27 protein-coding genes are annotated in these 13605 nt (G+C 64.3%); 26 read left to right on the forward strand and 1 reads right to left on the reverse strand.

Annotated elements, in window-relative coordinates; all coding sequences use genetic code 11:
• The 10 genes from C8N44_RS08415 to rplP all read left to right on the forward strand — a co-directional run.
• Positions 1-93, forward strand: a 93-nt coding sequence (locus C8N44_RS08415) for an EF-Tu C-terminal domain-related protein (RefSeq protein WP_210204150.1), incomplete at its 5' end; no start/stop codon positions are given.
• Between the two features lie 148 nt (positions 94-241).
• Positions 242-550 (forward strand): 30S ribosomal protein S10, encoded by a 309-nt coding sequence (rpsJ, locus tag C8N44_RS08420; RefSeq protein WP_007792792.1) that lies wholly within the window; start codon positions 242-244, stop codon positions 548-550.
• A 13-nt stretch (positions 551-563) separates the two neighbouring features.
• Positions 564-1403 carry a 50S ribosomal protein L3 gene (gene rplC / locus C8N44_RS08425; protein WP_107975753.1) on the forward strand — a complete coding sequence of 280 codons (840 nt, stop codon included), beginning with the start codon at positions 564-566 and terminating at the stop codon, positions 1401-1403.
• The gene (gene rplD, locus C8N44_RS08430; protein ID WP_107975754.1) at positions 1400-2017 is read left to right on the forward strand and encodes a 50S ribosomal protein L4; all 618 of its coding nucleotides are present in this window, start codon (positions 1400-1402) and stop codon (positions 2015-2017) included. Before rplC ends, rplD begins: the two co-directional genes overlap by 4 nt.
• Entirely contained in the window at positions 2014-2310 is a 297-nt protein-coding gene (locus C8N44_RS08435; protein WP_107975755.1) for a 50S ribosomal protein L23, read from the forward strand. Before rplD ends, C8N44_RS08435 begins: the two co-directional genes overlap by 4 nt.
• A gap of 181 nt (positions 2311-2491) precedes the next feature.
• The gene (rplB, locus tag C8N44_RS08440) at positions 2492-3334 is read left to right on the forward strand and encodes a 50S ribosomal protein L2 (RefSeq protein WP_107975756.1); all 843 of its coding nucleotides are present in this window, start codon (positions 2492-2494) and stop codon (positions 3332-3334) included.
• Positions 3335-3337: 3 nt separating this feature from the next.
• A complete protein-coding gene (gene rpsS / locus C8N44_RS08445; protein ID WP_107975757.1) occupies positions 3338-3616 on the forward strand; it encodes a 30S ribosomal protein S19 in 279 nt (92 codons plus the stop codon).
• Positions 3617-3619: 3 nt separating this feature from the next.
• Positions 3620-4000 (forward strand): 50S ribosomal protein L22, encoded by a 381-nt coding sequence (gene rplV, locus C8N44_RS08450; RefSeq protein ID WP_107975758.1) that lies wholly within the window; start codon positions 3620-3622, stop codon positions 3998-4000.
• Positions 4000-4707, forward strand: a complete 708-nt coding sequence (rpsC, locus tag C8N44_RS08455) for a 30S ribosomal protein S3 (protein WP_107975759.1) — start codon at positions 4000-4002, stop codon at positions 4705-4707. Before rplV ends, rpsC begins: the two co-directional genes overlap by 1 nt.
• 10 nt (positions 4708-4717) lie before the next feature.
• Complete coding sequence (gene rplP / locus C8N44_RS08460; protein WP_107975760.1) at positions 4718-5131, forward strand: 50S ribosomal protein L16; 414 nt, start codon at positions 4718-4720, stop codon at positions 5129-5131.
• A gap of 72 nt (positions 5132-5203) precedes the next feature.
• Here the strand turns inward: rplP and C8N44_RS08465 are convergent, their stop codons facing one another.
• Positions 5204-5926, reverse strand: coding sequence for a lysozyme family protein (locus tag C8N44_RS08465; RefSeq protein WP_107975761.1), 723 nt, complete (start codon positions 5924-5926; stop codon positions 5204-5206).
• A 95-nt stretch (positions 5927-6021) separates the two neighbouring features.
• Here C8N44_RS08465 and C8N44_RS08470 point away from each other — a divergent pair, with 95 nt between their 5' ends.
• The 16 genes from C8N44_RS08470 to rpmD all read left to right on the forward strand — a co-directional run bounded on the left by C8N44_RS08470 (position 6022) and on the right by rpmD (position 13490).
• Positions 6022-6642, forward strand: coding sequence for a 2OG-Fe(II) oxygenase family protein (locus C8N44_RS08470; protein ID WP_107975762.1), 621 nt, complete (start codon positions 6022-6024; stop codon positions 6640-6642).
• Positions 6643-6804: 162 nt separating this feature from the next.
• Complete coding sequence (locus C8N44_RS08475) at positions 6805-7674, forward strand: hypothetical protein (RefSeq protein ID WP_107975763.1); 870 nt, start codon at positions 6805-6807, stop codon at positions 7672-7674.
• 84 nt (positions 7675-7758) lie between these two features.
• Entirely contained in the window at positions 7759-8232 is a 474-nt protein-coding gene (locus tag C8N44_RS08480; protein ID WP_107975764.1) for an acyl-CoA thioesterase, read from the forward strand.
• Between the two features lie 108 nt (positions 8233-8340).
• Positions 8341-8499, forward strand: a complete 159-nt coding sequence (locus tag C8N44_RS23335; protein ID WP_158274024.1) for a hypothetical protein — start codon at positions 8341-8343, stop codon at positions 8497-8499.
• Positions 8500-8512: 13 nt separating this feature from the next.
• Positions 8513-8878 (forward strand): type II toxin-antitoxin system death-on-curing family toxin, encoded by a 366-nt coding sequence (locus C8N44_RS08490; RefSeq protein ID WP_107975766.1) that lies wholly within the window; start codon positions 8513-8515, stop codon positions 8876-8878.
• Between the two features lie 121 nt (positions 8879-8999).
• A complete protein-coding gene (gene rpmC, locus C8N44_RS08495; protein WP_107975767.1) occupies positions 9000-9209 on the forward strand; it encodes a 50S ribosomal protein L29 in 210 nt (69 codons plus the stop codon).
• A 4-nt stretch (positions 9210-9213) separates the two neighbouring features.
• On the forward strand, positions 9214-9570 hold the full coding sequence (gene rpsQ / locus C8N44_RS08500) for a 30S ribosomal protein S17 (RefSeq protein WP_107975768.1): 357 nt from the start codon (positions 9214-9216) through the stop codon (positions 9568-9570).
• Positions 9571-9662: 92 nt separating this feature from the next.
• Positions 9663-10031 carry a 50S ribosomal protein L14 gene (rplN, locus tag C8N44_RS08505; protein WP_107975769.1) on the forward strand — a complete coding sequence of 123 codons (369 nt, stop codon included), beginning with the start codon at positions 9663-9665 and terminating at the stop codon, positions 10029-10031.
• Positions 10031-10342, forward strand: a complete 312-nt coding sequence (gene rplX / locus C8N44_RS08510; protein ID WP_107975770.1) for a 50S ribosomal protein L24 — start codon at positions 10031-10033, stop codon at positions 10340-10342. The genes rplN and rplX overlap by 1 nt, the downstream gene beginning before the upstream one ends.
• Positions 10335-10895 carry a 50S ribosomal protein L5 gene (gene rplE / locus C8N44_RS08515; RefSeq protein ID WP_107975771.1) on the forward strand — a complete coding sequence of 187 codons (561 nt, stop codon included), beginning with the start codon at positions 10335-10337 and terminating at the stop codon, positions 10893-10895. The genes rplX and rplE overlap by 8 nt, the downstream gene beginning before the upstream one ends.
• Before the next feature lie 14 nt (positions 10896-10909).
• Positions 10910-11215 (forward strand): 30S ribosomal protein S14, encoded by a 306-nt coding sequence (gene rpsN / locus C8N44_RS08520; RefSeq protein ID WP_107975772.1) that lies wholly within the window; start codon positions 10910-10912, stop codon positions 11213-11215.
• A gap of 13 nt (positions 11216-11228) precedes the next feature.
• Positions 11229-11621, forward strand: coding sequence for a 30S ribosomal protein S8 (gene rpsH / locus C8N44_RS08525; protein WP_107975773.1), 393 nt, complete (start codon positions 11229-11231; stop codon positions 11619-11621).
• A gap of 10 nt (positions 11622-11631) precedes the next feature.
• Positions 11632-12165, forward strand: a complete 534-nt coding sequence (rplF, locus tag C8N44_RS08530; protein WP_107975774.1) for a 50S ribosomal protein L6 — start codon at positions 11632-11634, stop codon at positions 12163-12165.
• An 11-nt stretch (positions 12166-12176) separates the two neighbouring features.
• On the forward strand, positions 12177-12539 hold the full coding sequence (gene rplR / locus C8N44_RS08535; protein WP_107975775.1) for a 50S ribosomal protein L18: 363 nt from the start codon (positions 12177-12179) through the stop codon (positions 12537-12539).
• Between the two features lie 171 nt (positions 12540-12710).
• Entirely contained in the window at positions 12711-13298 is a 588-nt protein-coding gene (gene rpsE / locus C8N44_RS08540; protein WP_107975776.1) for a 30S ribosomal protein S5, read from the forward strand.
• 3 nt (positions 13299-13301) lie between these two features.
• Entirely contained in the window at positions 13302-13490 is a 189-nt protein-coding gene (gene rpmD, locus C8N44_RS08545; RefSeq protein WP_107975777.1) for a 50S ribosomal protein L30, read from the forward strand.
• The last annotated feature ends 115 nt before the right edge of the window (positions 13491-13605 follow it).

The raw sequence follows: 13605 nt of genomic DNA on the forward strand, positions 1-13605 counted from the left end.
GCCCCGATCGCCATGGAAGACGGCCTCCGCTTCGCCATCCGCGAAGGCGGCCGCACCGTCGGCTCCGGCGTCGTCTCCAAGATCGTCGAGTGATCCAACGTGGCGTGCCGGCCTGGCACGCCACCACGTAATCAGGTGAGGTGCGCAGTGGACTGCGCACCTTGCTTTTCAAGGGTTCGACGAAGGGGCGCGATGCGCGTGTCTCTTCCTCTCAACCCCAACGCCAAGACAGGCTAAGACAATGCAAAGCCAGAACATTCGCATCCGGCTCAAGGCGTTCGATTACCGCGTCCTCGATGCGTCGACGCAGGAGATCGTGAACACCGCCAAGCGGACGGGCGCGCAGGTGCGCGGACCGATCCCGCTGCCGAACAAGATCGAGAAATTCACCGTTCTGCGTGGCCCCCACGTGAACAAAAAGTCGCGCGACCAGTTCGAGATCCGCACGCACAAGCGTCTTCTCGACATCGTCGATCCGACCCCGCAGACCGTGGACGCCCTGATGAAGCTCGACCTCGCCGCCGGCGTTGACGTCGAGATCAAGGTATAAGGAGGGCTGTCAGATGCGCTCTGGAGTGATCGCGAAGAAGCTGGGCATGACCCGGCTTTTCATGGAAGACGGCAAGCAGATCCCGGTGACGGTGCTGCAGCTCGACGGCTGCCAGGTCGTCGCTCAGCGGACCGCTGACAAGCACGGCTACACCGCCGTTCAGCTTGGCGCCGGCTCTGCCAAGGCCAAGAACGTGAGCAAGGCGATGCGCGGCCATTTCGCCGTCGCCAAGGTTGAACCGCGCCGCAAGATCGCGGAATTCCGCGTGGCGCCCGAGAACCTGATCGAGGTTGGCGAGGAAATCACCGCCGACCACTACTTCGAAGGTCAGTTTGTCGACGTCGCCGGTACCACGATCGGTAAGGGTTTCGCCGGTGCCATGAAGCGGCACAACTTCGGCGGCCTGCGCGCCACGCACGGTGTCTCGATCAGCCACCGCTCGCACGGCTCGACCGGCCAGTGTCAGGACCCCGGCAAGGTGTTCAAGGGCAAGAAGATGGCCGGCCACATGGGTGCCGTCCGCGTGACGACCCAGAACCTGCAGGTCGTGAAGACCGATGCCGACCGCGGCATCATCATGATCAAGGGTGCCGTGCCCGGTTCCAAGGGCGGCTGGGTCACCATCAAGGATGCGGTCAAGAAACCGCAGCCCGAAGGTATCATCCTGCCCGCCGCGCTGAAATCCGCGGCCGATGAGGCCAAGCGCCAGGCCGAAGAAGCCGCGCGCGCCGCCGAGGAAGAGGCCCGTGCCGCCGAGGAAGCCAAGCTGGCCGAAGAAGCGGCTCAGCAGGAAGAGGCCCTGAAAGAGGCCGAGGCTGATATCGACGCCGACAAGAAGGAAGGCGAGGAATGAAACTCGACGTGATCAAACTGGACGGCGACACCGCCGGGTCGGTCGAGCTGTCGGACGAGGTCTTCGACCTCGAGCCGCGCGCCGACCTCCTGCACCGTGTCGTCCGCTGGCAGCGCAACAAGGCGATGCAGGGCACGCACAAGGCAAAGACCCGCAGCGAGACCAGCTACTCGACCAAGAAGATCTACCGCCAGAAGGGCACCGGTGGCGCACGTCACGGTGACCGGAACGCGCCGATCTTCCGCAAGGGTGGTATCTACAAGGGCCCGGTCCCGCGCAGCCACGCGCATGACTTGCCCAAGAAGGTCCGCCGCCTCGGCCTGATGCACGCGCTGTCCTCGAAGGCACGCGACGGCTCGCTCGTCGTGATCGACAGCGCCGACTGCGACGGCAAGACCAAGGCACTGGCTCAGCAGGTCGCCAAGCTCGGCTGGAAGCGCGCCCTGATCATCGACGGTCCCGAGGTGAACGAGAACTTCGCCCAGGCCGCGCGCAACATCGAAGGTCTCGATGTGCTGCCGTCGATGGGCGCCAACGTCTATGACATCCTCAAGCGTGACACCCTGGTGCTCACGAAGGCGGGTGTCGAAGCACTGGAGGCTCGACTGAAATGAGCACGAAGGCAGAGCACTACGACGTGATCCGCAAGCCGGTGATCACCGAGAAGAGCACCATGGCGTCCGAAGCGAACGCCGTGGTCTTCGAGGTGGCCATCGACGCGAACAAGCCGCAGATCAAGGAAGCGGTGGAAAGCCTGTTCGGTGTCAAGGTGAAGGCCGTGAACACGACCATCACCAAAGGCAAGGTCAAGCGGTTCCGTGGCCAGATCGGCCGCCGCAACAACGTCAAGAAGGCCTATGTGACCCTCGAGGAGGGGAACACCATTGACGTCTCGACCGGGCTTTAATAGTCACGGGCATCTTTCGCGGCTCCGGATTCGTTCCGGGGCCGCATGATTTTGGCGGCAACGCCATCCGGCAGGTTTCCTGCCATACCACCGGGGACCTAAGGGGCCCTATACCCGGGCGGCTCGCCGCCCCTGACATAGGCCCGCCTGCCGGGCCGCAAGCTAACGGAAGACAGAAAGCATGGCACTCAAGTCGTATAAGCCGACGACGCCGGGCCAGCGCGGGCTGGTGCTGATCGACCGTTCGGAGCTGTATAAAGGACGCCCCGTCAAGCACCTCACCGAGGGCCTGACGAAGAAGGGCGGCCGGAACAACACCGGACGCATCACCGCACGCCGCCGCGGGGGCGGCGCGAAGCGCCTCTACCGGATCGTCGATTTCAAGCGGGGCAAGTTCGACGTGCAGGGCACCGTTGCCCGCATCGAATATGACCCGAACCGTACCGCCTTCATCGCACTCGTCCAGTACGACGACGGTGAGCAGGCGTATATCCTCGCGCCCCAGCGTCTCGCCATCGGCGACCGCGTGATTTCCAGCGCGAAGGCCGACATCAAGCCCGGCAACTGCATGCCCTTCTCCGGCATGCCGATCGGGACGATCGTCCACAACATCGAGCTGAAGCCCGGCAAGGGCGGCCAGATCGCACGCGCCGCGGGCACCTACGCCCAGTTCGTCGGCCGTGACGGCGGCTACGCACAGATCCGCCTGAGCTCGGGCGAACTGCGCATGGTCCGCCAGGAATGCCTCGCCACCGTTGGTGCCGTGTCGAACCCCGACAACAGCAACCAGAACTTCGGCAAGGCCGGCCGCACCCGCCACATGGGCAAGCGCCCCGCCGTCCGCGGTGTCGTCATGAACCCGATTGACCACCCCCACGGCGGTGGTGAAGGCCGGACCTCCGGTGGCCGTCACCCGGTCACGCCCTGGGGTCAGCCGACCAAGGGCAAGCGCACCCGTAACACCAACAAGGCGTCGCAGAAGCTTATCATCCGCTCGCGTCACGCCAGGAAGAAAGGGCGCTAATCCATGTCCCGCTCTGTTTGGAAAGGTCCCTTCGTTGACGCCTATGTGCTCAAGAAGGCCGAAAAATCCCGCGAGTCGGGCCGCAACGAGGTCATCAAGATCTGGTCGCGTCGCTCGACCATCCTGCCGCAGTTCGTCGGCCTCACCTTCGGCGTGTACAACGGCCACAAGCATGTGCCGGTGAACGTCTCCGAAGACATGATCGGCCAGAAGTTCGGCGAGTACGCACCTTCGCGGACCTACTACGGTCACGCGGCCGACAAGAAAGCCAAGAGGAAATAAGCCATGGGCAAGGATAAGAATCCCCGCCGCGTGGCGGACAACGAAGCGATGGCCAAGCTGCGGATGCTGCGCACCAGCCCGCAGAAGCTGAACCTCGTCGCACAGCTGATCCGCGGCAAGAAGGTGGATCACGCGCTCACCGATCTAACCTTCTCGAAGAAGCGGATCGCGCAAGACGTGCGTAAGTGCCTTCAGTCGGCAATCGCCAACGCCGAGAACAACCACGGGCTGGACGTCGACGAACTCGTCGTCGCGGAAGCCTACGTCGGCAAGAACCTTGTGATGAAGCGCGGCCGCCCCCGGGCGCGTGGCCGGTTCGGTCGCATCAACAAGCCGTTCTCGGAAATCACCATCAAGGTGCGCCAGGTTGAGGAGCAAGCCTAATGGGTAACAAGACAAATCCGATCGGCATGCGCCTCCAGGTCAACCGCACCTGGGACAGCCGCTGGTACGCCGATACCAAGGACTACGGTGATCTGCTTCTCGAGGATCTCAAGATCCGCGAGTTCATCTACAAGGAATGCAAGCAGGCCGGCGTTGCCCGCGTGATCATCGAACGCCCCCACAAGAAGTGCCGCGTGACCATTCACACGGCTCGTCCGGGCGTGATCATCGGCAAGAAGGGCGCCGACATCGAGGTTCTGCGCAAGAAGCTGTCGAACATGACCGACAGCGAACTGCACCTGAACATCGTCGAGGTGCGCAAGCCCGAGCTCGACGCCCGTCTGGTCGGCGAGAACATCGCCCAGCAGCTCGAGCGTCGTGTCAGCTTCCGCCGCGCGATGAAGCGTGCCGTGCAGAACGCCATGCGCATGGGTGCCCAGGGCATCCGCGTGAACGTCGCGGGCCGTCTCGGCGGTGCCGAGATCGCGCGGACCGAGTGGTACCGCGAAGGCCGCGTGCCGCTTCACACGCTGCGTGCCGACATCGACCACGCATCGGTCGAAGCCGTGACCCCCTACGGGATCATCGGGATCAAGGTCTGGATCTTCAAAGGCGAGATCATGGAGCACGATCCCCAGGCGCGCGATCGCAAGGCGCAGGAAATCCAGGACGGTCCCGCCCCCCGTGGCGCTGGCCGTGGCCGGTAAGGAGTGACCCATGCTTCAACCTAAGCGCACAAAATTCCGCAAGGTCCAGAAGGGCCGGATCAAGGGTCTCGCCAAAGGCGGCTCCGACCTGAACTTCGGTTCCTTCGGTCTCAAGGCCACCGAGCCCGAGCGCATCACGGCGCGTCAGATCGAGGCGGCTCGCCGCGCGATGACCCGCCACATGAAGCGTCAGGGCCGCGTCTGGATCCGTATCTTCCCCGACACCCCCGTTTCGGCCAAGCCGATCGAGGTGCGGATGGGTAAAGGTAAGGGTTCCGTCGACCGCTGGGCCTGCAAGGTCAAGCCGGGCCGCGTGATGTTCGAGATCGACGGCGTCAGCGATGAAGTTGCGCGCGAGGCCCTGCGCCTTGCCGCGATGAAGCTGCCGATCAAGACCCGCGTGGTGGTCCGCGAGGACTGGTAAGCCCGCAGGGTTTTACCTTGGAAATCAGATGCCCCCGTCGCGACCCGCGGCGGGGGCATTTTCTTTGGCGGTTCAGTTCCGGTCTGTGTCGCTCGCCAGGATCGGGGCCATCTGCCGTTCGAACCAGGCCCAGGTGCGGGTCGCGCGGTTGCCGGCATGGCCGTGGTAGTGGGACCAGCCCGAAGAGGTCGGCAGCCCGGCCCAGATCTTGGCGAGGTTGTTCATGAACTGCGTCGCGGTGAGGTCGCCCTGCAGCGCCTCGGCAAGTCCGGCGTCGGCGATCAGCATGTCGGCCAGCCGGTCCTGCACCTGCGGTGAGAACCGGGTGTCGGACTCGAAGCCGCCCCGCTTTATCAGCATCCGCAGCGTGTCGGGGATAAACTGATAGCGACCGATGGCGTGGGGCTGGCCGGGTGTGGCCCGGGTCCAGGCCTCGATCTCGGCCAGGGTCATCTGTGTGGGTGGCTTCGGCGGCCGGATTCGGGCACCGTGCTGGACGGCGTCGTAGCCATCGGGCCCGGCCTCGGCAGCCGCGATGAGGTGGCGCAGGCGTTCACCGCGACTGGCATTCGGGCCAGGCAGGGGCGAGCGGGGGATGCGTGCGAACAGACTGGTCCCCTCGCGCCCCGCAAAGAGGCTGGCGCCGGTACTGCCGCCCTCGCCCTCGCGCGGCTGGACGAGGGGCTGGGCTTGCCGGAGCAGCGGCCCGTTCGCCCCCTGTATCAGTGGAATGCCCTGCGCCGCGACAGGGCCGGAGAGGAGCAGGGGGACAAGCAGGCAGCGCGGGAGGGTCATTCTGACCGAGGGAATTAGAATCATAGCCCGGACCATGGCGGCAATGGCTTGAGAAACCCTTGCCGGGGATCGGGGCGGGGGCTAGTACCGGCATCATGAGCCAGATCCGTTCCCTTTTCGCGACCCGCCTTTACCGTGCCCCGCTTGCCGAGCAGGGACCCAAGATCGACGCCGACGAACTGGCGGCGTCCTGCTATTCCATCGCCGAGGATGACGAGGCGGGGCAGGAGTGGTGCGAGGAGAACGGGTATCCGGGCTATACCTCCTACGCCTCGCTCACGGACCTGCCGTGGCGCTTTCCGATCTTCGGGGAGCTGGTGAAGTCGCTCGACCTGCATGTGGCGGCCTTTGCCGAGGACTTGGAGTTCGACCTCGGCGAGGGGCGGCTGGAGATCGAGGATCTCTGGATCAACATCCTGCCCGAGGGCGGCACCCACGGCAGCCATATCCACCCGCATTCGGTGATCTCGGGGACGACCTACGTGGCGATGCCGGACGGGACCTCCGCGCTGAAGCTGGAGGACCCGCGGCTGCCCATGATGATGGCCGCGCCGACCCGCCGGAAGGGGGCGCGGGACGAGTTGAAGACCTTCGTCTACGAGGCGCCCAAGGTGGGTGACGTGCTGCTCTGGGAGAGCTGGCTGCGTCACGAGGTGCCCATGAACATGAGCGAGGACGATAGGATTTCGGTCAGCTTCAACTACAAGTGGGTTTGAGATGTCCCGGGCCGGGACATTTCTCGACCCCTTTGCAATCAATGACTTGGGTGGGCGGCTTTACTCGCCATTAAGATTGTCCCGGGAAGGGGCAGCCTAAACAGGCTGGGCTTGAGCCGCATTCCGGGGCACTCTGGCGACATTGTCGCCAAGGTCGTTTCCATGTCTGATCTGCTCCGGGACCCTCGTATCGTCGCCGCCCTGATCGCCGCGATTGTCGCGCTGATCGTCAATCCCTTTGCCAGCGTTCTGGTCGAGCGGGTCAAGGCCCGGCTGGACGGTCGCGCGGCCGAGCGGAAGTCGCGGCTGGAGTATGAGCACGAGGCCCGCCGCAGGCTCTACACCGCCATCGGCGACCTTCGGTTTCAGCTGTTGCTTGCAGCGCGCGACGTGGCGGCGCAGGTGCGGACGCTGGGATCGGGGCGCAAGCTCTGGTCGCTGAAGCTGGGCGGCTACTTCGGCAACAGCGTCACCTACAAGCTGTTGCGGCCCTTTGCTCTGTGCGAGGTGATCGAGGGCAAGATCGCCATTGCCGACTTCGGCGTCGATCCCGATGCCATCGAGCTACTGCGGCTCAAGAGGTCGATCTCCAAGGCCATGTCGAGCGGCGACGCGATCCTCGAACACCCCGATGCCGACTGGGATGCGCAGGTCGAGCACATCTACATGTATTCGCTGAGCCGCATTGCCCACGCCCTGATCGTCACCGGCGAGGACGGCAAGCCGCGCGTCATGACGTTCCCCGAGTTCGAGGCCTTTGTGGCCCGGCCGGGCAATGCCGACCGGCTGGAACCTGTGCCGTCGATCCTGGGGGACTTCAGCATCGAGGCCAAACCGATCTTCTGGACGCGGCTCGTGGCCTACGGCTACATCTGCGCCCACTTCGTCGATCACGCGGGACGGCCCATCGGATTTGCACCCTCCGACTACCCGACGGAGGCGCTGCTCGAGAAGATCGAGGACCCACACCTTCGGGCGCATCTTGAGGAGTTGCCGCGGCGCTTCGAAGAGATCCGCAGCGCCGGGCTCTAGGGCATTCGCGCTGGACGCGCGGCAGGGGCGCGGCGATAACGCGGTCCGACAGCCGGACAACCGGCGCGCCAGCAGGGGGCAGAGATGGATCCGCGCAAGCTCGAGATGACGGTGCTCATGACACCGGACATGGCCAACTTCAGCGGCAAGGTGCACGGCGGGGCGCTTCTGAACCTGCTCGACCGCGTCGCCTTTTCCTGCGCCTCGCGCTATTCGCAGCGCTACGCCGTGACGCTTTCGGTGGATCAGGTGGTCTTCAAGGAGCCGATCAACGTGGGCGAGCTTGTCACCTTCCGCGCCAGCGTGAACCACGCGGGCCGCACATCGATGGAGATCGGCATCCGCGTCGAGGCGCAGGACATCCGGTCGGGCAAGTCGCGGCATACCAACTCGTGCTACTTCACCATGGTCGCGGTGGGCGACGACGGCAAGCCCTCCGAGGTGCCGGAGCTGAAGGTGCTCGACGACGTTGAGGCGCGGCGTCAGCGCGCCGCCGGTGTCCGCAAGAAGCTGCGCCGCGAGTTCGAGGAAGAGATGGCGAAGGCCAGCGAAGGGTAGGGGGCGCAAGCTGGAACACATTGAAAATGCGGCCAGAGATGCGATATCATTGCTTCTCACGGATAGGGAAGCCTGAGAGCCATGAAGCCGCGACATCATAAGACGACCTTGAAGGACGGTTGGATCGCACGGGATGCGGAAACCGGGCGCTTTGTGGCGGTCGGCACGGAAAATGGCGTGTCCCGCAAGACGCCCAAGACCGAAGCGTTGTTGAAGGAGGTTTCGAGCCGCCGGAATGCCGCCTTGAAACGGCTGGTCAATCGCTAGGGCGCACTACCGGGTGACGCTGGCCGATGCCCTGAGCGCGCATGAAATGGCGCTCAGCTTCGGGGGCAGACCGGGGATCTCCAGCCTTCACCTGATCGAATCCGCGCTTGCACGACCGTATTTCGGGTATCACAGGACCCTGGCCGAGAAAGCCACGGCGCTGATGCATAGCATGATCGGAAACCACGGCTTCGTCGATGGCAACAAGCGAACCGCCTGGATACTTGTCGAACTGCTGATCGAGCGAAGCGGGTACCACCTCGACATCGACGACGACGAACCCGTCGATGATCTTGTCGTCGCCGTCGCGGCGCACGACATAAGTGCAGACGACCTTCTTGCCTGGTTCCAGCGAGCACTGGTCCGCGAGCCCCACTGAAGCCCTTGCCAACAACGGCCATGACGTCTATAGGGGCCGCTCATCCACGGACTCCACCGGAATCAGGGTGACCCTCGCAATGCAAGGGGCTCTCCGGTGATGTTGAAGAAGGAAGGGCGACATGAACGCCAATGAACTCCGTGACAAGACCCCGGATCAGCTCCGGGATCAGCTTGTCCAGCTCAAGAAGGAGGCCTTCAACCTCCGCTTCCAGCAGGCCACCAACCAGCTGGAAAACACCGCGCGCATGCGCACGGTCCGCCGCGACGTCGCGCGCGTGAAGACCATCCTGAACGAAAAGGCCGCTTCGGCGGCAGGCGAGGAGGCGTAAGACAATGCCCAAGCGTATCCTGCAAGGCACCGTGACCTCCACCGCCAACGCGAACACCGTTACGGTGAGCGTCGAGCGCCGCATGAAGCACCCCGTTCTTCAGAAGACGATCAAGAAGTCGAAGAAGTACCGTGCCCATGACGAAGCCGGCAACGTCTCCGTCGGCGATTTCGTCTTCATCCAGGAGTGCGCTCCGAAGTCGAAGACGAAGCGCTGGGAAGTGATGACCCAGGACATGATCGAAGCGTTCAACCGCCAGCGCGAAGAGAACGCCAAGATCCAGCAGAAGCTCGACGAGGAACGCCACGCCCAGCATGAGCGTGAGCGCGCCGAGCGCGAAGCAGCTGAAGCCGCCCACTAAGCCGGGCGCACCGGGCCCCGAGCGGGGCCCGGATCACAATCGAAACCCCGGGGACTTAACGAGAACAGCCCCGGAAGGTCGGGAGAAACCACATGATCCAGATGCAGACCAATCTGGATGTCGCTGACAATTCCGGTGCCCGGAAAGTTCAGTGCATCAAGGTCCTCGGCGGCTCGCATCGCCGCTACGCATCGGTCGGCGACATCATCGTCGTCTCGGTGAAGGAGGCCATTCCGCGCGGCCGCGTGAAGAAGGGTGACGTCCGCAAGGCCGTCGTCGTGCGCACCGCGAAGGAAGTCCGCCGCGAGGACGGAACCGCGATCCGGTTCGACCGCAACGCCGCCGTTATTCTGAACAACAATAACGAGCCCGTCGGGACCCGTATCTTCGGCCCCGTCGTGCGTGAGCTGCGTGCGAAGAACTTCATGAAGATCATCTCGCTCGCTCCGGAGGTGCTGTGATGGCTGCCAAGATCCGCAAGGGCGACAAGGTCGTCGTGCTGACCGGCAAGGACAAGGGCAAGACCGGAGAGGTCACCCAGATCATGCCGAAGGACGGCAAGGCCGTCGTGGAAGGCCTGAACATGGCCGTTCGCCACGTCCGCCAGAGCCAGACAAGCCAGGGTGGCCGGCAGCCGAAGGCGCTGCCGATCGACCTGAGCAACCTCGCCGTCGCAGACAAGAACGGCAAGCCGACCCGCGTGGGCTTCCGCATGGAAGGCGACAAGAAGGTCCGCTTTGCCAAGACCACGGGGGACGCGATCGATGCTTGATACCCAGAGCTACACACCGCGTCTCAAGGCGCAGTTCCGCGAGACCATCAAGCCGGCACTCAAGGAAGAGTTCGGCTATGGCAACGACATGCAGATCCCGCGTCTGGACAAGATCGTCCTGAACATCGGCTGCGGTGCCGAGGCGGTGCGTGATTCCAAGAAGGCGAAATCGGCTCAGGAAGACCTGACCAAGATCGCCGGCCAGCTGGCCGTGACCACCAAGGCGAAGAAATCCATCGCCGGCTTCCGCGTTCGCGAGGAAATGCCGCTGGGTGCCAAGGTCACGCTGCGTGGCGACCGGATGTATGAATTCATGGATCGCCTGGTGAACATCGCGATGCCCCGCATCCGCGACTTCCGGGGCGTGAAGCCGAGCTTCGACGGCCGTGGCAACTTTGCCATGGGCATCAAGGAGCACATCGTCTTCCCCGAGATCGAGTTCGACAAGGTCGACGAGGTCTGGGGCATGGACATCATCATCACCACCACCGCGCAGTCCGACGCGGAAGCCAAGGCGCTGTTGAAGCATTTCAACATGCCCTTCAACGCCTGAGGGAGCCGAGAATCATGGCAAAGAAAGCAATGATCGAACGCGAGAAGAAGCGTCAGCGGCTGGTGGAGAAATACGCCGCCAAGCGCGCCGAGCTCAAAGAGATCGCGAACGACGAATCCAAGCCGATGGAAGAGCGGTTCAAGGCACGCCTTGATCTGGCGAAACTGCCCCGCAACTCCTCGCCGACCCGCCTGCACAACCGGTGCCAGATCTCGGGTCGTCCGCACGCGTACTACCGCAAGCTGAAGATCAGCCGTATCGCCCTGCGCGATCTCGGTTCGACCGGTCAGCTTCCCGGTGTCGTGAAATCGAGCTGGTAAGGGAGGGCATTTCATGAACGATCCAGTCGGCGATATGCTCACCCGTATCCGGAACGCGTCGATGCGCGGCAAGTCGACAGTGTCGACGCCCGCGTCCAAGCTGCGCGCCTGGGTGCTCGATGTGCTGAGCGATGAGGGCTACATCCGCGGCTACGAAGCCGGGACCGATGCGCTGGGACACCCCACGCTCGAGATTGCCCTGAAATACTACGAAGGCGCCCCCGTCATTCGCGAAGTGAAGCGGGTCTCCAAGCCCGGTCGTCGCGTCTACATGGGCGTCAAGGACATCCCGCAGGTCCGTCAGGGCCTTGGTGTGTCGATTGTCTCCACCCCCAAGGGTGTGATGTCGGATGCAAGTGCACGTGCCGCCAACGTTGGTGGCGAGGTGCTTTGCACGGTATTCTGAGGAGGGCCCGATGTCTCGTATTGGCAAGAAGCCGGTCACTCTGCCGTCCGGCGTTTCGGCGAACGTCTCGGGTCAGACCATCGAGGTGAAGGGGCCGAAAGGCACCCAGAGCTTCACGGCGACCGACGACGTGACCCTGACCGTGGCGGACGACTCCGTCACCGTCACCCCGCGCGGCACGTCCAAGCGTGCGCGCCAGCAGTGGGGGATGTCCCGCACGATCGTGGCCAACATGGTTCACGGCGTGACGGACACCTTCAAGAAGGAGCTCGAGATCCAGGGCGTGGGTTACCGCGCGCAGCTGCAGGGCCAGGTCCTGAAGCTGAACCTCGGTCTCAGCCACGATGTCGACTTCGCGATCCCCGAGGGGATCACCGTCACCTGCCCGAAGCCCACCGAGATCATCGTCGAGGGGCACAACGCGCAGCAGGTTGGTGAGGTCGCCGCGAACATCCGCGACTGGCGCCGCCCCGAGCCGTACAAAGGGAAGGGTATTCGCTACAAGGGCGAGTACATCTTCCAGAAGGAAGGCAAGAAGAAGTAAGGACGCGACAGATGGCATACAGCAAACGTCAACTGTTCCTGAAGCGCCGCCTGCGCGTCCGGAACAAACTCCGCCAGGTGAACGCCGGACGCGTTCGCCTGTCGGTTCACCGCTCGAACAAGAACATCAGCGTCCAGCTGATCGACGATGTGGAAGGCCGCACGCTGGCCCACGCCTCGACGATGGAGAAGGACCTCGGTGTCACGGGCAACGGTGCAAACGTCGAAGCCGCCCAGAAGGTCGGCGCCCTGATCGCCGAGCGGGCCAAGGCTGCCGGCGTCGAGGCCGCCTACTTCGACCGCGGTGGTTTCCTCTACCACGGTCGCGTCAAGGCTCTGGCCGACGCGGCGCGCGAGGCCGGGCTCAAGCTCTGAGCCTGCCTCTCGCAGGAACTTCCGGGGTGCGCGGTCGCCGCGCACCCCTTTGCACAGGCGCAGGCCGGACGGGCAGCCGCCCCACGGCCTCGATGATCGGGGGGCGCGTATCCACGCCCACTTCGATTGGAGAACCGGCGCGAGACCGCGCCACGAGAAAGGACATGCCGCATGGCAGAACGTGACAACCGCAGGGGCAACCGCCGCGACCGCGACGAAACCCCCGAATTCGCCGATCGCCTCGTCGCGATCAACCGCGTCTCCAAGACCGTCAAGGGCGGCAAGCGCTTCGGCTTCGCGGCGCTCGTGGTCGTCGGTGACCAGAAGGGCCGCGTCGGCTTCGGCAAGGGCAAGGCCAAGGAGGTCCCCGAGGCCATCCGCAAGGCCACCGAGCAGGCCAAGCGCAAGATGATCCGCGTGCCGCTTCGCGAAGGCCGCACCCTGCACCACGACCAGGAAGGTCGCTGGGGGGCAGGCAAGGTCATCATGCGGACCGCACCGCAGGGTACCGGTATCATCGCCGGTGGTCCCATGCGTGCCGTCTTCGAGATGCTGGGTGTTCAGGACGTCGTCGCCAAGTCGAACGGCTCGCAGAACCCCTACAACATGATCCGTGCCACGCTGGACGGCCTGCAGCGCGAGCAGTCGCCCCGCATGGTGGCGCAGCGCCGCGGCAAGAAGGTCGCAGACATCCTGCCCAAGCGGGACGAAGCACCGTCGCACGGCGATCCGCAGACCCAGCTTGCCGAGGAGGCGTAACCCATGGCCAAGACCATCGTCGTCAAGCAGATCGGCAGCCCGATCCGCCGCCCCGCCGACCAGCGTGCCACGCTGGTGGGCCTGGGCCTGAACAAGATGCACAAGACCCGCGTGCTCGAGGATACCCCCTCGGTTCGCGGCATGATCCGCAAGATCCCCCACCTGGTGGAGGTCGTCGAAGAGCGCGACTGAGCGCCCTTCGCGGATTGAAGTTTGAAGCGCCCGTCGGAGAGATCCCGCGGGCGTTTTTCTGTTTGGGGGAGGGGTGTCGGGGGGACTCCGCCTTTCGTCCGGAACAAGGGGCGTC

This window comes from Allosediminivita pacifica (genome assembly GCF_003054175.1).
Lineage (GTDB): Bacteria > Pseudomonadota > Alphaproteobacteria > Rhodobacterales > Rhodobacteraceae > Allosediminivita > Allosediminivita pacifica.